The organism is Thalassotalea coralli (genome assembly GCF_055786205.1).
This window is the reverse complement of sequence record NZ_JBVVBK010000001.1, coordinates 1-19,961: the sequence shown is the minus strand read 5'-3', so window position 1 is coordinate 19,961 and position 19,961 is coordinate 1. Positions and strand designations below refer to the sequence as shown.

Below are 19,961 nucleotides of genomic sequence, written 5' to 3'. Positions count from 1 at the left end.
TAGGTTTATTAGATATTCGCGCATTCATGAGTAAAGCACACCTTAAGTTAAACAGCTTCTTTCCTTATCAACTTGCCCAACTTCAGGCGCAAGTGAGCCAATACATAGCGCAATCCTACACAGGAGAATTTTCTCTAAGTAAAGCGGAGTGGCGAATATTAGCTGTTGTTAACAATCAGAGTCCGCTAACGGCAAAAGAAATAGGTCAATTAACTAGTTTAGAAAAAATGCCTGCCAGTCGCGCCATTAAAAAGCTTCTTGAAAAAGAACTTGTCAGTAAACAAGAGTGTGACCAAGACAAACGGGCCTCACTTCTCTCCCCAACAGACGAAGGCAGAACTATGTTTCAGGCGCTAGCGCCAAAAGCGCTAGAGCTTGAACAGCATCTGTTATCCGAGCTATCAATGCAAGAACAACAACAGCTCGCCAGCACACTTAGCAAGCTGCAAAAACGGGTATCAGCGCTTTCCGGCGAAGCGCCTTAAGCCGTACGTTTAATATCGTCTAAGTTGATTACTTGGGCAGACGACATTTGATCTGTCCAATGCAAAATTTCGAATTGCCCCTGATGCGATTCAATCATAAAGGTACAATTTTCTATCCAATCACCATCGTTACAATACAAAATACCGTCTTTTTCACGAATATTAGGATGATGAATATGTCCGCATATCACGCCATCTAACTGCTTTTTCTTCGCGAGTTCAATAGCGGCATCTTCAAACTGAGTGATAGCTGATGTAGCTTTCTTCACTCTAACTTTCAAATATTTTGCTAGAGACCAATAACCATAACCTAGTCGCTTTCGTACGTAATTAGTCCAGCGATTGAGAAACAATAAAAAGTCATATGCGCTATCACCCACGATACGGTTAATACGACTAAAACGTATGACGTTATCTAGTTCGTCACCATGCATCACCAACATTTTTCTTTTGTCTTTGGTTTCGTGAATAAATTGCTGATGAACTTCGACCTCACCAAACTTTTCGCCGACAAATTCACGAAAATTCATATCATGATTACCAGGGATATAGATAACTCTACAGCGATTTTTAGCCATTTTCATTAACTTACTAATCACTTTATTGTGTTGTACAGGCCAGTAAAAACGCTTAGAGAGTGACCACACGTCAACAATATCTCCAACTAAATACAATACATCGCACTCAAGACGGTCTAAAAAAGACAATAAATACTCTGCTTTACAATCTTTGTAGCCTAAATGAACATCTGAAATCCATACTGCGTGGGCAGTAATTTTTTCAGGAAAGCCTTGGTAATTCATAAGCAATTCCATTTCATGGTTTGCTCAAGAGTAGAATTGATAAATGTCAGAAAAGCGACAATAACTTGAAGGTTTTTTGACCGTTAGTGCATCACTTCGCTTTCAGGGGTTAGTACTTCCAGAATACTGTGTAATAAAATATCAGCTTTTACTGGTTTAGCGACATGTAAGTTCATTCCGGCATCAAAACTCGCCTGTTTATCTTCCTCTCTAGCATGGGCTGTCATCGCGATAATTGGCAATTGGTGATTATTCTTATGTTCTCGAATGACTCTCGTAGCGGTTAATCCATCCATCACCGGCATTTGAATATCCATTAAAATAACGTCGACATTATTTTTCTCTAACAAATCAAGTGCCTTTTGACCGTTATCGGCGACTATGACTTCAGCAGCCATAGACTTTAACAACTCTTTAGCGACCAGTTGATTAACCAGATTATCTTCCACCAATAACACTTTAACGCCTGTTAAATTGGCATCATTTTCCGTAGGTCTTGTGTTAGCTATAGCCTCTACCTTGCGCTTAGAAGGTGGATTAACAGGCTTCTCATCAGACATTGCAGCAAACACTTGATGCAAACAAAGCCTAAATAATGGCTCTTGGCAGACTAGGTAAGGTATTTTCTGTTGTTCTAGTAACTCATACTGCACAGCAGCTTCAGCAGACGATTCATCGTCAATGATCACCAACTGAGTTCGTGTTTGATGCTGTGCCAAAGAAGCTAATTGGCTAAGTGATTGTTTATCAACCTGTTGTAACCTCATAAAGAACAAAGCATTCCCCTCATCTCTATAAGGTACATTGTCTTGGTCAGGCGACATAGTCACTTCACGATATCGATAATCAAGATTTATCATAAGTTGCTGGAAGTGCTCAGGTAAATTAATGTTCAACGCAAATACCGCAACCTTAGTATTTAATTTATTTTCTTGTGGGTTATCCAATGATTTGAACGGTAAAACAAAGCTAAACTCTGTACCTAAATCGACTTCACTCACCAGCTTAATTTCCCCACCAAGTAAATTTACGATTCGCTGACAAATAGAAAGTCCTAACCCAGAGCCACCGTATGCACGGGTCATTGACTCATCGGCTTGCATAAAAGCTTCAAACAACCTAGCTTGTTTATCTTTGGCAATACCAATGCCCGTGTCTTTTAACACAAAGCGAACTAAGACATCGGTATCTTTTGTCGCTATGGTTTCTAAAGTTAATTTAATGTGGCCTTCATGAGTAAATTTCGAGGCATTGTTTAGTAGGTTACTGAGAACCTGGACTAAACGCATTTCGTCCGTAAGCACTGTTATTGGAACATCTGGGGCGACGTCGACAATAAGTTCAATTCCTTTATGTTTAATGGTGTTAAGGTTAAGTTTAATGGCTCTGTTAACCAAATTGTCTAAGCTACATGGCTCTTTTACAATATTCATGTTACCTGATTCAATTTTGGCTAAATCGAGTAATTCATCGACCAAATGCAACAATGTATCTGTTGCTTCTTCCGCGTTTTGAATGTGATTAATCTGCCCTCGAGACAATGTCCCTTTTGACAATAATGCGTGCATGCCTTGGATAGCGTTAATAGGCGTTCTTATTTCATGACTCATATTAGCCAAGAATTGACTCTTTGCCTGACTCGCTAATTCTGCTTGTTCTTTCGCGTGCGCTAACGCAGCATTGATCGCGAATTGCGTTGTAACGTCGCGAATAATCACGATATGTCCTAATAGATGCTGCTCTTGATTATAGAACTCTGAACAATACAACTCGTAGGTATTTTCTACGGTTTCAATCACTTGGAATATGCCGTATTGACTTTCTGTATTGCCGCCATCTCGAATACAAGAATGTAATGCCTTACCCAGTTCATTATCAATGAAACTTCCCGCAGTACGCCCTAACATTTCATTTTCGTTACTATTTACAAATCGCTCAAAAGCCAAGTTACAACCAATAATTTTGCCTTCTGAATCATTGAAAATAAGGTAATCAGGTATTGCATCCATTACTGAACGCAAAATAGCGTAATCACGTTGGTGTTGTTCACTTTTCTCTAATAATGCTTCAGTCTTTTCGTTAACCCGCATATCCAGCACATTATTTTGATCTTTTAACTGCTGCATCAAGCTTCGGTTTTGGCTAAATATATCTCCCACTAGATCAAACCAGTGCCGCCAACCGGGGGGTGGTGGGATCTTGCCGTGATCGCCTTGTGAACTATGAGCAATATGGCGAATAAAATGCTGTGTCGGCTGGATAAATGTCCGTCTAGTTACGTAGTAAACTAAGGTAAGTAGAGCAAATTGGCCTAGAAATAGCAGTAAAAAGAGCCACATAAAGCGCGAAAGTATGGGGTCAGCAAACTCTTTATAAGGGACGTATTTAATTAATTTCCAACCTGTTGAATCTAACACCGTCTGCTGAACCAACCAACCTCGATATTGAAATGAATCTGCCTGCTGCCCCAAAGATCTAAAAGATAACGACTTTAACGCATCTGGCAACTCATCTTGCCATTTACTAATACGAGAAAATGGATCTGAACTGGCGTTTTTATGAACCAGAATCTGATTTTCGTCATTTATCAGCGCGTACTGATATTTATCTTCCGGTGTAAGTTCGATCATTAAATGTAACTTTGACAAGTCAATATTTATAACAATCGCGCCCATAAAAAAGCTTTGTTTAAAAACACCTGCAGCAACTGAAGTATATAAGCCACTGCCCGAGGAGCCGATATAAGGACTAGACCAAGCAGTAAGTTCGGAATAAGGGCTAGCTTTAGACAAAAACCTAACCTGTTCGTTGTCGATTAAAGAAGATGAGTAACGCCAGCTTTTTTTATCAATCCAAGGATATAAACTGACGAAATTATTAGTCGAGACGTAATAAAACCAGTTTGCGGCAGGGTTAGCACTTTGAGCGCTTACAAAAGCGGGCGTTAATGAATACGCCATTGCTAACTCTTGCGCCACCGCAGGATCATCCATATTGATAACCCCTTCACCAGTAATATTTACTGTCATTTGCTGTCGCTGCCTAACATCCACTTGTGTTAAGGATTTTTTCTCTAGATAAAATAAGCCATCTTCTTGCTTAATTGGGGGTACGGGTAACAGTGACGTATGAGGGTAGCTAAGAGAATAGCTGGCATATTGTTTAACTGATCTAACAGTATTGATAGCATTTTTTAAATGCTCATTGAGTTCATCGGCGGTTCGATTTAAATGACCTAATTGACTCTTTTCAAAAGACTGCTGTTCTCCATAATAACGATAACTAGCCAATAACAAGGCCACCATCATTATGGCAACAAACACGCCCCATATAGATAGCTTATACCGTGTAACAACTTGATTATCGCCAGTAAGTCTTAAGTTCATCTACAACACTTTGCCCTTAATTGAACCACCTACTATACAACAAGCGCGATAAAAGTCATAAGGCTATACAAATGTGATACAAAAAAGCGAGCCATAATAGCCCGCTTGACAAGTGAGTTGCTATGCAACTTATTGACTTTACTTCCTAATCAATAGGTTGAAGCCCCTTACTGCGATTCTCAATCGCTTTCTTTAAATCAAATCCAGCATCTAACCATTGGCGAGCTTCTTCAGCAGTAAACTTTTTCCCAAACCAAGAAGCTGATGTTGCAGCATCAAAGCCCAACTCAATCCAACTTTGCGCATTCTCTGCTGAGAATCCTTTACTCTTCCATATTAATATTTGGTTGCCAGCTTTGATGCCAATATCAATCCAGCCCTTTGTATCACTCGCTGATAAGCCATTCTTTCTCAATAGCTGTGCTTCAGCGGGGCCTAAGCCTATTTCTTGCCATTGTGAAATTTCAGATTGTGCCATGCCGCTCCAATCAGCAGGTTTACTTGAACATCCCACAAGTAAAATTATTATTATCGAAATTATTGTTAGTTTCATTCATTTACTCTTTATTATTAAAGATTATTTAGGTTCCTAAAGAGCGTAGTAGAGGATCATAAAACGCGCAATTTCTGTTTTCATTTATAATATTGAATCAGTGAGCGTGATTATGACCCGTATTCTCTTGAGCTACATAATCTTCACTAACATCGATAACTTTTCCCTTCACCGCAATCTTAAAATACGCCGTTTGCTCGATTGTATTATTTGTCGCTTTGACAACGATTCGCTTTTCGTTCATTTCGATGACTTGATAGGTATCTGCCGTTATTTTTAGCCAAGACTCATCTAGCTTGCCAATTGAGGTACCAAAATCTTTAAACGTTAGCTTTTTCGCCGCTTTTTGTGCAATTTTCAAAGCCCTTTTTCCGTCCACTTTTCCATGCCCATCACCATGCGCAAATGCGAGAGAAGTGATTGCCAGCGAAGAAAATAACATGATTGTTTTTATAAATTTCATTTAGTTTTCCTTAAACTGAGACATTAGAACGTATCGAAAAAGTACATCTGAGTAATTACTAAATCACTATTTAAAACAAGTAACAACAAAAATATAAGTGTCCAACTAATTGACTTATTAAAGCATTGTATCAACCAGAATTTGACCATCTTTAACGTTCATTTGAGTAGCGGGATGTTTTCTCCTAAAAACATAACTACTGTTTAACGCATTTATGATCACGCCATCAAACACAGTATCAAATACTTTGAGTGAAACACACTGTAATTTATGTTCAGCTTTTCTTTTCATTTGGACTAGTTGGGCATGAATTAAAACTAACTTTTTCAAATGTGCTTTTAAGGCATCATTCAATTTTTCAATATGATCTTCTTGATGAGAAGCTAATGACTTTAGCTTTTGAATAACCAGACTAAGTTTGTCTATTCGCTGAACTAACTGATTGATATTTGCAGTAGCTTTCGCTTCATATTTATAGATTTTATGTTGCCAATAATCGAAATCAAGGCGAGTTTCAGTTGAACTCGGTGAACCCAACATGCCTGTTCCAATGTTACCTCCTGAGTGAACAAAGCACCCCAATATTGTACCTGCTGCTTTTTCTTGCTCTAAGTCTCCTACCCAAAGATCTGCTGCAACTTCGACATAACAATGGGAAAGGTGCTGATTAATATGGATATTACTCTTAGACACTAAATTAGCATATTGCACAAACAAAGCACATATATCACCATTAGCAGAAACAGTTGTACTATTTGAAATGTTCTCTTCACCATCCTCTATTTGTCGACCAATTATGCCTTGAGCTACCGATATATTTCCGTTGGCAATAACTGTAGCGGAGTCGACTGTTCCTTCAACAATAATATCTTCCGTCGCATAAAGCTTCATCGACTCGCAGACATTTCCCTTAACATAGATTGAACCGTCAAATTTAATGCTGCCAGTGCTGACATCGACATTGTCAATCTCAAGTAATTGATTGACGGAAACTGAATTATCTAGATGTTTTGGCATACCATTGGTAGTCGCCACTAAGACCTGTTTTTTTTCATCTAAAAAGTCACAACCATCAGTAGTTACTAATTGGGCTTCTTTTCCTGCTAAAGGCTCTACATTATCTCCTGTCACAGTTAACCCTGACTTTCCCTTAGTAGGTACTACTAGCTGCGCAAGTTTAGTTCCTTCTTTTACATGAACGATTCCCCCCAGATCCCGCATATCTACTTTACCATTGTCCAACTTTTTCGGACGTCTGATAGCTTTTGCAGGATCATCTACAAGATATTCAATATGTCCATCTTTACCATGTTCGACGGGAGTTCCCTCTGCAATTTTGGCAGTTAAAGTCTCATCACTTGTTGCTTTTCGCGCTTTAGAGAGTAACTCTACAATTGCTTTTTTACTGATCCCTGAAACTACATTTTGCTCGGTAAGTAAGTCGATTACGTCATGGATTTCGGCGTGCTTTCCTCCTCTAGCAGGAGTGATTTCCAAAGAAGCAGCCATTTCATCTTTATCTAACACAACAGAAATTGAAGCATCTGAGACATGAGCGATAACTTGCTTAAAAGTTTTTTGGTTTAATTGCAATTCAGGCACACTTTCAACCTGCTCGCTATCAACTTCATCACTTTTCTCTTGCATTGCGAGGCTGGTATTGATTTCTGAAAGCAACGCTTCAATCGAACTTTCTATAAAAACACTTCGACTATAGTCGGAAGACTCAAATGCTTTAAGCAGTTGCGTTGCACTTGGTACAACTGCTGGTTCAGCAAGCTTTACAATCATCGCTAACTGTGCTGAATCTTCATCATGTTCAAAGGTCACTTCACACATTTATGGCTTTCTGCTATTTGATGAAAGTCTGTCCTTTGTCATTCGAACAGTACTCTTATATTGTTTAGGTCAAGGTTAGTCAAAAAGCTTGATTTATACAACTTCCCACAAACTTCAACCATTTGATTTGACTCTTAAATATCAAGTTGGATGTCACAAAAAAAAAGTGCATCTTTGCAACATGTAACTTTGTTGACACTTTAATAAAGAAGTAGCAAACGAAAAGCACAGCGCACTAGTTACTTAGTTTTAATTAGATAAAAGCTAATTAAATGCATCTATAACTGTCATTTTTCTTTGACTTAATACCCGCCAATTAAAAACAACGTATAACCCTTTCAAACACGCGGAAAAAATGATGACAAAAATAAAACCAGTTGCATTGGCTATAGCAACGCTTCTTGCGCCTTTAACAGCAGCACACTCTGCAGTAGTAACCGGTACCATTAAAGATAGCTCCAGCATCCTTCCTGGTGCGTCAGTTCATGTACTCGGTACTAAGTTAAAAACGACAACAAATTACCAAGGTGAATTTGAGCTCCTAAAGTTACCAGCAGGTAAATACAAGATAGAAGTAGAGTACCTTGGATATGAAAAGAAAATCATTGATATCACAGTGACCGAAAATCAACGTTTGCATATCGACTCGGTTGTATTAAACGTAAACAACAACACAATGGAAGAAGTCGTTGTTCTAGGACAAATTCTACGCGGTGAAATGGCTGCGTCAAATATCCAAAAAACCTCAAAGAAAATCATGAACGTGATATCTTCAGACGGCATTGGCAAGCTACCAGATCGAAATGCTGCTGAAGCAGTACAGCGAGTTCCAGGTGTTTCTATTGAACGAGACCAAGGTGAAGGAAGATTTGTGGCAGTACGCGGGTTACCTTCACAATGGAGCAGCTCCACTGTAAACGGCAGCCGACTGCCAACAGCTGAACAAGAAACGTCTCACCGTGGTACCGCGTTTGATTTTTTCCCTTCAGAAATGATTGAGTTCGTTGAAGTTACCAAAGCAATTACCCCAGACATGGAAGGTGATGCCATTGGAGGCAACGTTAACTTTGTTACTCGCACAGCCGCCAAAGAGCAAACATTTAAAATTAGTGGAGCGCTAGGCCATCATGAAAAGGCAGGTGGAGTCGATACATCACTAAACCTCTTGTATGGTGATCGTAGTGACGATGGAAAGTTTGGCTACATTTTAAACGGTAGCTATTGGAAAAGGAATTGGGCCACAGACAATTATGAACCTCGCCGAGGATCGGATGGTATTGGTGTTCGACGATTAGAGTTGCGTGATTACACAGGTGAAAGACGTACCTATGGATTCAATGGCGGCCTTGAATATTTGCTTGATGAAGGCAGAGTCTATGCTAGCGCTTTGTACGGTACATTAGAAGACGATGAAACCCATTACAAACACCGTTTGCGCTTTGATAAAGATCGCATAGAAGTACAACACATCTACAACGAGATGATCACAGAGATGAAAGGCTTTGAACTCGGTGGTGAACATTATTTTGGTTACGACACAACAATTGAGTGGAAAGCGGCACATTTTGACAACGAATTTAGATACGACAACTCACCAAATGCACAAGACAATGCCTACTTTATTGCGCAATTTCACCAAACAAACGTAGGCTTTATCGGCTTAGAGGATCGTGTAGGCAGTAATTATGCATACAACGAAGTAGACGGCGGTAGCGACCCTTGGAATAACTTTAGTAACCATTTACCACAAGATTTTGCTATGGATCCGACCCAAACCAAACTGGCGGAAATGGTACTCTACAAAGGCTATATAAATGAAAAGGACAATATAGTTTTTAACCTCGATGTTATGCATCAGTTAAACCAGTCACTTGAATTAAAGTTCGGCTTAAAATATAGAGACAAAGAGCGTATTTCAACGTTCTCAGATGAGCACTACAAGTGGGATACCGACGCTGGTGACGTACCTCTACTTTCTGACTTTAGCTTAACAGATCAACCTGGTCGTAACGACTTTTTAAATCAACTTAACGGCAATTGGCATCAACAGTTCACACAAGTCGCTTCTATCAAAGACGTGGTAAACTTTTGGAATACTAATCGCGATAACCTAGTGTTAAACAAAAAATCGTCTGCGTTAATTGAGAACGGTGGTGCGCTTGGCAGACACTTTGATGTTTTTGAAAAGCACACGTCAGCTTATGGTATGGCAACATATTCCCCAAGCAGCGAATGGTCAATTGTCGGTGGCCTACGTCTAACTCAAACAGACACCAAAGTAGGAGGGTTTAAGTTTGAAGTTGACGTTGATGGTAATGAGAGCGTAAATAGAACCACTGGAAAGAAAGATTATCTATCTGTTTTACCGTCACTACATGTAAAATATAGCCCTCAAGAAAACATCAACTATCGCTTAGCATTAACACGTACGTTCGCCAGACCTGACTTTGGCTTTATCTCTCCAGGCTCGACTTATCGTGAAGCTGATTTCGAACTAGAAGCAGGAAACCCGGAAGTCGATCCAACTTATTCAAATAATATCGATTTAATGTTTGAGTATTACTTTGAAGATGCCGGTGTAGTGTCTGCTGGACTATTCTATAAAGATATTTCCGATCCAATCTTCCAGAGTTCTTCTTTGGTTACATACAACGGCACTGAAGGTGTTCGCAAATTTACGCCAGAAAATGGTGACAACGCATCGTTGTATGGTATCGAAATGGCTTACAATCGATCATTTGGTTTCCTGTCTACATCGTTAGAAAACTTTGGTATTCAAGCGAATGTAACACTTATGGATTCTGAAATGACGATTCCAAATCGCGAAGACAAAGTCAGCATCCCACGCCAAGCAGACGCCTTGTACAACCTAGCGTTTTACTATGATGATCATAATTTATCTGCACGAATCGCGTTAAACCATAAAGGTGAATACATCGAAGAGCATGGTAGTAGCTCTACTTTTGATAGTTACTATGGCGAATACACTAGCGTAGATTTCTCTGCATCGTACTATCTTAATGATAATGCCATGATTTTCATTGAATTAAACAACCTTACCGATGAACCTTTGTACTACTACTTAGGGAATGACCAACGTCCATTACAACTGGAATATTACGGTCGTAAGGGCATGCTCGGTTTTAACTACAGCTTCTAATTCAACGCTCGGTGGCGATAACTTTATCGCCACCTCTTCTAAAAATCCTCACAACACCAAAACAAAAGAGACGATTATGCAAAATACACATATAGAAGCCCTAATTTTAGATTGGGCAGGCACCGTAGTCGACTATGGCTCTGTCGCACCAACAACAATATTTGTCGAAGCTTTTAAAAAAGCCTATGGATTTGATATCAGTTTAGATGAGGCTCGCGCGCCTATGGGTATGGGAAAATGGGATCACATTTACACCCTTGGTCAATTGGATTCAGTTAAAACACGCTGGCAAGAGCAATTCGAATGTGAGATGAGTAACGAACAAGTTGATGAAATCTATCGTACCTTTATGCCATTACAAAAGGCTAAAGTTGTTGATCATGCGACACCTATTCCTGACGTTCTTCCAGTCATTAATCGCATTAAAGAACAAGGAATATGGATAGGTAGTTGCTCAGGTTACCCGAGAGAAGTGATGGAAGTTTTAGTTCCTGCGGCAGAAAAACTTGGCTATTCGCCAGATTGTTTTGTTTGTAGTGACGATTTAGCTGCTGGCTCTCGTCCTGGACCTTGGATGGCACTGCAAAATGTCCAAAATCTCGGTATAAACTCAGTATTTAACTGCGTAAAAGTTGATGATTCTGCCCCCGGCATACATGAGGGCTTAAATGCAGGCATGTGGACGGTTGGCATTGCATTAACCGGCAATGCGGTAGGCCTAACACTAGAAGAATGGAACGCCTTGTCTAGTGCTAAGCAAAAAGATCTCCAGTCTAAAGCTGTAAACGAGCTAGAAGAAGCAGGCGCTCATTTTATTATCGATAGTCTAGCAGCGATTGAGCCGGTCTTGTCAGAAATAAACACACGACTCGCTAAAGGCGAACGACCTTGATCGAATAATCAAGATTTCATAGAACTTTAACAATTCCTAGATAATATTGTCATCCGCATTGTTGTTAACACAGCATTGCGGATCAGTTGTGGAGTATTCATGCAAAAGCTTATCAGTAGATTAAGCGGTACCGCCCTTACGTTGTACATTTTAGTCTTTTCTTTTATCACCTATTTCTCAATGTACGGCTTGCGAAAACCGTTTTCGGCTGCAACATATTCAAACGTTGACAGCTGGACATACGATATCGACTTAAAAGTTGTGTTAGTTGTTTCTCAGGTCATGGGCTACACCATATCCAAATTTATCGGCATTAAAGTCATCACAGAGTTAAATCGAAAGCTTCGCCTTCAAGCAATCGTTGCGCTAGTTACATTTGCCTTACTTGCCTTACTTGCTCTACCACTGATACCTCTTGAGTATAAATTTCTTGCGCTGTTTCTAAATGGATTACCTTTAGGGATGATCTGGGGCATTGTTATTAGTTTTGTTGAAGGTAGAAAAACGTCTGAATTTCTTGGAGCAGCATTAACAGTAAGCTTTGTTGTCGCTTCAGGCTTTGTTAAGTCCGTGGGCAGCTATTTAATACAAGAAGTGTCGGTTCCAGAATTTTGGATGCCATTTTGTACAGGTCTTATTTTCTACCCCTTATTACTTATCGCGGCATTTATGTTATCAATGTCTCCGCCGCCAACAAAAGAAGACGAAGCCTTGCGTGTTCATCGCGATACTATGTCAGGAAAAGATAAGAAGGTATTCTTCAAGAAATGGCAACTTGGTTTGATTTGTCTAATCGTTGTACAAATATTACTTACAGCACTACGCGATATTAGAGGTAACTACGAAGCAGAGATCTGGCTAGAACTAGGGTTCGGCGATAAACCTGAAATATTTGCCACATTAGGCCTTAAAGTGGGTATTTTCCTCGCAATTATCCTATCCTGCTTCAGTGTTTTCAAAAACAACCGCAAAGCCTTTATTGGCTATCACTGGTTAATAATGGCAGGTTGTTTATTAATGGTAGCCATTACCTTTTGTTTTAATCTGAATTTAGTCGGGCCACAAACTTGGATGTTATTGTTAACTATAGGTTTGTTTACTGCATATGTACCTTTCAGCTCAGTATTGTTTGATCGCATGGTTGGAGCGACAGGCTCTGTTGGTACGGCAACTTTTGGTATTTATCTGTGCGATGCGTTTGGCTATTTAGGTAGCGTAGTGCTAACTTTGGTTAGATACCTTGGCGATATCAAACTTTCTTGGGTAGAGTTTCTGCAGCAAATGGTTTTCTCTCTTTCTTTTTTATCGATTGGATTAATGTTTTTATCGGCTATATTTTTTGCTAAAAAGCTTCCTAGGTATAAAACAAAAACTGAACACAGTACCCCTTTCCCACGATTAGAAAACGAACATAAATTGACAGGTTGATAGATAAAATGACAAGGAAAGTAACTCTTTCTCAAATGGAAGCTTTTTGCATTCTCGCAAAAACAAGAAGTTTTAAACAAAGCGCTGAATCACTCAATATCACACAACCATCTCTGGTAAATAAGATCTCTTCTTTAGAAGAGCTTTATAATACAAAGCTCTTCATTCGCTCAAGAGAAAACAATCGACTAACCCCGCTTGGCGAATCTTTACTACCACTTTTTACATCAGCACTTAATCAAGTCAAAGACGCTGAATTCATGCTGATGGCCTCCGACAAAATGCAGTTTGGTGAGGTGCACCTTGCTGCGGTTAGCCCCTATCTTCTTTCTGAAGTATTAATGTCGCTTCATAAGAAATGCCCTAACGTTAAAGTCAAAGTCACTTATTCATCTTCAGAAGTTATCAAAAAATTGTTACTTCGCGGCGAAGTAGACGCAGGCTTTTTCGTTCAGGATTCGAGACTAACGGGATATCAGGTAATTCCGCATATTAAATATAGAATTCAAGCTATTGTGCCTAAAACACATACCCTTTCCCATGGTAAATCTATGCCAATTTCTGCGTTTGCCGATCACAAAATTATCGTTCGAGAGCAAGGCTCTTTAACTCGCCAGCGACTTGAGTCTGTGGCAAATGAGCACAATGTTAAATTAAATATTGCCTATGAATTAGGAAGTAGAGAAGCCGTTAGAGACGCTGTAGGACATAATATGGGGATTTCAGTGGTTGCAAATCACGAACATGTTGAACACGCTAATATACGTTGCATTGCCATTGAAGAGCCGTCTTTTGAAATACAAAGTCACTTAATTGTCTCAAATGACCGGCTCTCTTCTCCATTTGTTAGGTTGTTGATGCAAGTGGTAGATGAAACCACTAACAATACTTAAAGCAGTGGCATTACCGTCTCTTTGCTGCCGAGAAAGTTAGCCCCTCTTGCACCATCGAATGCGTCAGACAGGATCTGCGCCCATTCTGTTTGATCAATCCCATAATCACGATGCTGAGTTTTAACTTGCAGTGCGTTAAAGAAACTTTCCATAAAGCGAACTGACTGCGACAATTCAACAGGAAATACTTGAGCAAGTACCGCATCTAAGGCTTCATCCTGCCCGATAATTGCCGCGAGAATGCTCGGCAGAGTAAAAGAGCATGCAAGCCCATGTACAATACCGTATCTCATAGTAACTGGATAAGAGATGTTATGGGCAATTGCCGTTTTGGTATTTGAAAAAGCTAGCCCAGCTAAAGTTGACGCAACAGCTACTTTCTCTCTTAGTACACGGTTGTTTAAGTTTTTTACTAGCAATGGAAGATAGGTGAACATCTCTTGAATAGCTTGAGTCGCTAATGCATTAGATACAGGGTTCCGGTGTTTATTCCACAAGCTTTCAAAAGCATGAGAAAGAGCATCTAATGCTGTTGTCACAGTAATATCATGGGGTAACTCTAGCATCAGTGTCGGATCTATAATCGCTTGTTCGGCGTATAGTGTTTTAGACTCCAAAGACAATTTAGATTGATTCTCAGTATCCCAAACAGTTGCCCAACAAGTCACTTCGCTGCCTGTTCCCGCTGTGGTTGGAATAGCAATAATCTTTGTTTGGGTTCCAGGTATTTCTCTTCCTTGCTTAAGGGCACCAACCAAGGTGTCCAAGCCTATCTGGCTTGCAGCTAGAAACTTGGCTGAATCGAGTGCAGAGCCCCCTCCTAACGCAACGATGACTTCAGGAAAGGTGTCTAAGGTATTAAGCCTTTTTGCTTGTTCAATTAAATGGTTAAGGCTAGGGTTAGGCTCTACGTCATTAATAACACTTGCCACCGAGCCAGCGCTTTCCTTAATACTTTCAATCCACCCTGAAAATGGAGCCCCGTCATAGGTGACAACACAATAAGATCTTCCACTGATGAATTTACCAATATCCTTCAAGCAATTAGGCAAAAATTGAAGGTTAACAGGGTTAACAAAATTCCACATACATATACTCCAAATAAATCTGAAGAAAGTTTAGTAAATGCCAGTGGAACTCTATATTTGTATTTAACTAAGTGTAACTAGGAAAAGTTTAACTAAATTTAACTCCCTCGACTCACTGCAATCGGTTTAACCCTATTAGTCATTTATACGTATTAGACCGTTATGCTGAGCTGATGTTGACATCAATTTTACAGGTAAAATTTTTAACCTATACTCATTAGGTAACCAATTGATTTAATTGATTGATGAGGAAGCTAATGTCACTAAAAAGTAAAATTTTCTTGAGCCTTATTCTAGCCATCGTCTTGCCGTTAGTCATCACGATAGTGATATTCTCTTCGAGCGTTAAAAGCAGTACTGAAGACAACAATAAAACCATTAATTTGCCTACGGCTCTTAATGAAGTTAAAAATGGTATCGAGCTAGAGTTGTCTGTTCCTATCATTGTTTCCAAAGAAATTGCGCAAAATAGTTATATCAAATCTTGGATGACTGCAGGTGAGCCGGAATCGGCGCTTAACAACCTCATCGAACATTTATCTTTGGTGCGCTCAGAAAACAATGGCATTAGTGCTTACGTCATCTCAGATCTCACCAAAAATTACTATTCTCAACAAGGATTAGACCGTGTCGTTAATCAAGGTCAAGATGCCTGGTTTTTTAACTTCATCAGTTCGAATAAAGACTTTGAACTCAGTCTAGATATAGATAAAAGCACGAAAAAATCTGTGGTCTTTATTAACTATGCCATAAAGCACCAAGGTAAACGCATTGGGATAGGAGGTATAGGTCGCTCATTAGATTCTATGACTAAGCTTATAGAAAACTATCGAATTGGCGACAATGGTATTGTCTATTTAGTTGATACTAAAGGTGAAATTAAACTCCATGCCAATCCCAGTAAAATTGGACAAAAGATAAACCTTAGCGCTATTGATAATAATCAAATTGCTGAAATAGAAAAAAACGGTGAAACCGTCATTATGTCGAGCACACCGCTTACTTCAATTGATTGGCGATTGGTTGTAGAAGTTCCTGAAGAGCAATTATTTAGATCACTTAATGAAACAATCAATTATGTCCTCATTGTCGGACTATTTATTGCCGCTGCGGGCTTTATACTAGCGAGGGTTCTCGCCAATCAAATATTTAAGCCTATTTCGTCCATTTCTGAAGCGGTTAGTTCTCTGACTCAAAAAGATGGTGACCTAACGGCTCGACTTAATATCGCTGATAAAAATGAAATTGGCACACTTGCCCAGAACTTCAATCAATTTTTAGGGCAACTTCATGAAATGTTTAAACAAGTTTCAAACTCCGCCCATAACATTGAATCAGTATCTGAAGTCGTTGCCGACAAAGCGAATCACGCCACCCAACTAGCAGAAACGCAATCGCAAAGTACACAAACCGTTGCCGCTGCAGTTAATGAAATGGAACTTACGGTGCAAGAGATTTCTAATAATGCCACTCAAGCCTCAGAAAATGCAGCCACTAGTGAATCCCGAACACGCGAAGGTGCAGATTTTCTCAATAGTACAATTTCACAAATGGAAGAATTAGAGGCTTCGATGGGGGTATGTGTTTCTGACGTAAAAGATCTCTCACAAGAAATCAGTTCCATTTCCAGCGTTCTAGAAGTCATTAAAGGTATATCGGAACAAACAAACTTGCTGGCTTTAAATGCTGCGATAGAAGCGGCAAGGGCTGGTGAACAAGGTCGAGGATTTGCCGTTGTAGCCGACGAAGTAAGGACACTCGCTAAACGAACGGCAGACTCAACCGAGCAGATAAACGACATGGTAGCTTTATTGAACTCTAAAGCTTCATCCACTGTTGATTCCATTGAGATCAGCAGTCAAAAAACGCTAGAAAGCGCAGAGCGCCTAAAAGAAACAGGAGCCACCCTAGATACCATTGCTAGTGAAATTATCTACTTGGCAGAAATGAACTCAACAGTGGCCACATCAACAAAAGAACAAACCCTAGCCACGGCTGAAATTAGCGAAAACATTGTACTTATTTCTGACTCAGCAGAAGACACTAAAACCAATATGAAAGAATCGCAATTACTCTTTGACAACCTCAATAAAGAAGCGATAGACCTTAAGCAACTGATCGGAAAATTCACCTTATAGACACGCCTTAGTTTAGCTAAATTGCAATCAAGTAAGTTGTCGATTGCAATTTAGCTATCTTCACTTCGTAAAAATAAAGCTGCTAAACTAAAGGACATTGATAGCATTAATAGAGTCATTAGTTAGATATTGATTGAGACGCTCAGTTTGAATAACCATACCATCGATCACTAAAGCAATTTGAGAGCCTTCTGGTACATCCATTAATAGTCTCAGCTCTGCCGAGCGATTTGACTCCTCGTCTTTTATACAATCTTTGTTTTCACAAGTATTTTGTGCAAGGTGCCAGTTGTAACGAAAGTCATTTTCCAGTGAAGAAATGAGGCTCTTGTTGGTAGACAACTCTTCAGATACAAATAGGATTGCGTTAGCCAGCCCTTGGTTTCCACTCTGCTTTAAACGTAATGTCTCATATCGGGTCCAATCCAATTGTACTGGTGTAATACCATTGGTGAGTTGTTGCTTAAACTTTTTCAACGAACTCAGATATACCTTTTGCCCGCCAAAATAATAAGAAGGTACCGACTGAGGGTTGTAATTTTGAACAATTTCTTTATTCAGTTGTTGCAACGTGAAATGTCTGCTGTTTAGGGACTCCGAACTTTTGCATTCAATAGGCGTACGACTAATAACGTCATCAAAAACTCCCTGGCTAATCGGATCGTCACATTCCATAATAGCTGCAACTCGTTTGTCACTGTAATCACCCAAAATCGGAGACCAAAACATAAACACATTGTAGTCTTTATATTTATCTAGCTCCTTCAATGCACGAATACAATAACCACAATTAGGATCTTTAAAAACAATTACGCTAGGTGCGCTCGGTTTCCAAGGCTCTATTAAAAAGTCACTATATACCTCAGGGGTAGGGATTATTTTTGCGTTTAGTTTGTTAGTGTCATTTGCTTGAGATACACCGCTATATCCTACCAAAACACTTAAAAATAGAACCAGGTACTTCATGCTGCTATAAGTCTCCATTCTTTAACTTTTGCAAAATCGCCTTTTTCTTTGCTTCACGTGCTTCCTTGCTTTGTTCTATTATTTCTTTTTGCGCTTTTGGATCATCTAATACATCGTTGAAGGAAGTAATAGCTGCAGCAAGCTTCTCTTCAGATTTCTGCAGCGTAACATCAACATCAGTATTGTTTACCTCAGTGCTATCACTCGCATTTTGTTTTGCAACTTTTGGACGGTAATCAGGAGACTCAACAGGAACATTAACGATGTTACTGTCCTTGTCCTGTTCTATGATTTGCTCATCAAGTTTTTCATTACCAGAAAGCGATTGCGGATTTTCGCTTTTTTCGCTGAAAAACAGGTAACCCAGTGTCATTATAGCGACTACACCGACACTTAATACTATGACTCCGGGTTTCTTTGTTTTCATTAACCTTTCCTTAAACTACTAAAGGGTTTGCGTTGTGAACGAATAACTTCTGCAACAATATGAATTACCGACGCGGTCTTTAATATATCGCAAATAAATCGTAATTTGCGTATTTTGCGGTAACGGATTGGTCGGCGTAAAGGTAACAACATTACCATTGAAGGAGAAAATACCGTCGTAATAATTTGACCCCGAATAAATTCGAATCTCACCACCTGAATGATTAGACGTAATATTTCTAATATCAAGTGGCTCACTAAAAGTCATCTCGATAGGCGCATTGACCGCATTGTCTGCTGAGCCATTTGTTGGTGTCATTGCTATAAGGCTTGGGTAAGAGTTATCTACTTCACCGGTGCTTTCAGTGGTAAACGCCAAGCGGTATTCAGCAACTTCATTACCCGCTACATCACATACGCCCGCAACAACCAGCTCGTAGCCTTCACCCGCCACCAGATACTCATCCGGCGTAAACGTGATCGTTCTGCGATCACTGCTCAGTGCGACACTACCCGCGACTGCACCTGTGCTGCTCTGTAGCGATACGGTGTCACCGTTCACACAGTGTGCTGCTACCGCTTCATCTAGGCGTAATACCACCGGAGCATTAACGGGTACATCCGTGAGTCCTTGTGACAGGTTGTTCGCTATCACACTCGGTGCCTGCGCATCTTCACTGTCACCCGTCGTGAATTGGTACCTGTGATATGAGCCCACGTTATTACCTGCAATATCCTTCAGGTAGGTTCCCCAGCTGATATACACGTAATACTGGTGTCCTGCTTCTAGCAATGCATCCGGCGTTAACGTTACCCGCTTGCCATCTGCACTTAAGCTCAAGGTCGCTGCTTCATTGCGCCTTTCTGTATTGTTATACAACCTGAATGATTGGCTATGTAGCGATGTCGGGTCGATACGCTCACTGAAGTCTGCCGTAAACTCCGCATTCAAGGCCACTTCCGTTGCACTGTTCGTCGGGCTGTAGCTTCGCAGTGTGCCTGTTTGTGTGTCGATACCTAGCTCTGTTGTAAAGTGGACATTAACGTCCTCTACCTGAGCATTACCTGCCAAGTCTTTCACGCCACCTACATTCAGGCTCAGTGTCTCGCCTGCTGGTAGCAGAGTCACAGGGATGAGCGTTACCAGCATACGTGCGCTGTCTAACGTACGATTTACCGCGATCTGCTCACCGTTGTGCGTCAACGTAATGCCATCCAGTGATAAATTGCTTATCACTTCATTAAACTTCACTCTCACACGAGCATTCACCGCCACATCGGTTAAGCCTTCATGCACGGATGTGCCAGCTACAACAGGGGCTGCTGAATCTTCTTCCAAACTGGTATAGAAGTAGAAGTTATCTGATGAGTTTGTATTACCACTGATATCCGCTACACCGTCGATTCGTGCATTAAAGCGTCTACCCGCTGTCAGTACATT

Annotated in this window: 15 protein-coding genes; 6 read left to right on the top strand and 9 right to left on the bottom strand. The window is 40.1% G+C overall.

What is annotated here, in order from left to right:
• Positions 1 to 26 precede the first annotated feature (26 nt).
• Positions 27 to 485, top strand: a complete 459-nt coding sequence (locus ACOB80_RS00075; protein WP_473163752.1) for a MarR family winged helix-turn-helix transcriptional regulator — start codon at positions 27 to 29, stop codon at positions 483 to 485.
• Here ACOB80_RS00075 and ACOB80_RS00070 read toward each other — a convergent pair.
• The 5 genes from ACOB80_RS00070 to ACOB80_RS00050 form a co-directional block, all read right to left on the bottom strand.
• Entirely contained in the window at positions 482 to 1,288 is an 807-nt protein-coding gene (locus ACOB80_RS00070; protein WP_473163751.1) for a UDP-2,3-diacylglucosamine diphosphatase, read from the bottom strand. The two genes, ACOB80_RS00075 and ACOB80_RS00070, sit on opposite strands and share 4 nt — an antisense overlap.
• A gap of 83 nt (positions 1,289 to 1,371) precedes the next feature.
• Complete coding sequence (locus ACOB80_RS00065) at positions 1,372 to 4,674, bottom strand: ATP-binding protein (RefSeq protein WP_473163750.1); 3,303 nt, start codon at positions 4,672 to 4,674, stop codon at positions 1,372 to 1,374.
• Between the two features lie 145 nt (positions 4,675 to 4,819).
• Complete coding sequence (locus ACOB80_RS00060) at positions 4,820 to 5,152, bottom strand: hypothetical protein (RefSeq protein WP_473163749.1); 333 nt, start codon at positions 5,150 to 5,152, stop codon at positions 4,820 to 4,822.
• 172 nt (positions 5,153 to 5,324) lie between these two features.
• Positions 5,325 to 5,690 carry a DUF6488 family protein gene (locus ACOB80_RS00055; protein WP_473163748.1) on the bottom strand — a complete coding sequence of 122 codons (366 nt, stop codon included), beginning with the start codon at positions 5,688 to 5,690 and terminating at the stop codon, positions 5,325 to 5,327.
• A 117-nt stretch (positions 5,691 to 5,807) separates the two neighbouring features.
• Entirely contained in the window at positions 5,808 to 7,529 is a 1,722-nt protein-coding gene (locus ACOB80_RS00050) for a FapA family protein (RefSeq protein ID WP_473163747.1), read from the bottom strand.
• A 358-nt stretch (positions 7,530 to 7,887) separates the two neighbouring features.
• Here ACOB80_RS00050 and ACOB80_RS00045 point away from each other — a divergent pair, with 358 nt between their 5' ends.
• From ACOB80_RS00045 to ACOB80_RS00030, 4 genes are all read left to right on the top strand, one after another.
• The gene (locus tag ACOB80_RS00045; RefSeq protein WP_473163746.1) at positions 7,888 to 10,689 is read left to right on the top strand and encodes a TonB-dependent receptor; all 2,802 of its coding nucleotides are present in this window, start codon (positions 7,888 to 7,890) and stop codon (positions 10,687 to 10,689) included.
• A 76-nt stretch (positions 10,690 to 10,765) separates the two neighbouring features.
• Complete coding sequence (gene phnX, locus ACOB80_RS00040; RefSeq protein ID WP_473163745.1) at positions 10,766 to 11,581, top strand: phosphonoacetaldehyde hydrolase; 816 nt, start codon at positions 10,766 to 10,768, stop codon at positions 11,579 to 11,581.
• Positions 11,582 to 11,680: 99 nt separating this feature from the next.
• The gene (locus ACOB80_RS00035) at positions 11,681 to 13,009 is read left to right on the top strand and encodes a DUF5690 family protein (RefSeq protein WP_473163744.1); all 1,329 of its coding nucleotides are present in this window, start codon (positions 11,681 to 11,683) and stop codon (positions 13,007 to 13,009) included.
• 8 nt (positions 13,010 to 13,017) lie between these two features.
• Positions 13,018 to 13,902 (top strand): LysR substrate-binding domain-containing protein, encoded by an 885-nt coding sequence (locus ACOB80_RS00030; protein WP_473163743.1) that lies wholly within the window; start codon positions 13,018 to 13,020, stop codon positions 13,900 to 13,902.
• On the opposite strand, the gene ACOB80_RS00025 is transcribed toward ACOB80_RS00030, so the two are convergent.
• The gene (locus tag ACOB80_RS00025) at positions 13,899 to 14,990 is read right to left on the bottom strand and encodes a phosphonoacetaldehyde reductase (protein WP_473163742.1); all 1,092 of its coding nucleotides are present in this window, start codon (positions 14,988 to 14,990) and stop codon (positions 13,899 to 13,901) included. The two genes, ACOB80_RS00030 and ACOB80_RS00025, sit on opposite strands and share 4 nt — an antisense overlap.
• Positions 14,991 to 15,247: 257 nt before the next feature.
• On the opposite strand from ACOB80_RS00025, the gene ACOB80_RS00020 reads away from it, so the two are divergent.
• Positions 15,248 to 17,128, top strand: coding sequence for a methyl-accepting chemotaxis protein (locus ACOB80_RS00020; protein ID WP_473163741.1), 1,881 nt, complete (start codon positions 15,248 to 15,250; stop codon positions 17,126 to 17,128).
• 87 nt (positions 17,129 to 17,215) lie between these two features.
• Here the strand turns inward: ACOB80_RS00020 and ACOB80_RS00015 are convergent, their stop codons facing one another.
• From ACOB80_RS00015 to ACOB80_RS00005, 3 genes are all read right to left on the bottom strand, one after another.
• On the bottom strand, positions 17,216 to 18,094 hold the full coding sequence (locus ACOB80_RS00015) for a thioredoxin domain-containing protein (protein WP_473163740.1): 879 nt from the start codon (positions 18,092 to 18,094) through the stop codon (positions 17,216 to 17,218).
• A gap of 4 nt (positions 18,095 to 18,098) precedes the next feature.
• Positions 18,099 to 18,521 (bottom strand): hypothetical protein, encoded by a 423-nt coding sequence (locus tag ACOB80_RS00010; protein WP_473163739.1) that lies wholly within the window; start codon positions 18,519 to 18,521, stop codon positions 18,099 to 18,101.
• 18 nt (positions 18,522 to 18,539) lie between these two features.
• On the bottom strand, positions 18,540 to 19,961 hold a 1,422-nt coding region (locus tag ACOB80_RS00005), incomplete at its 5' end, for an Ig-like domain-containing domain (RefSeq protein WP_473163738.1).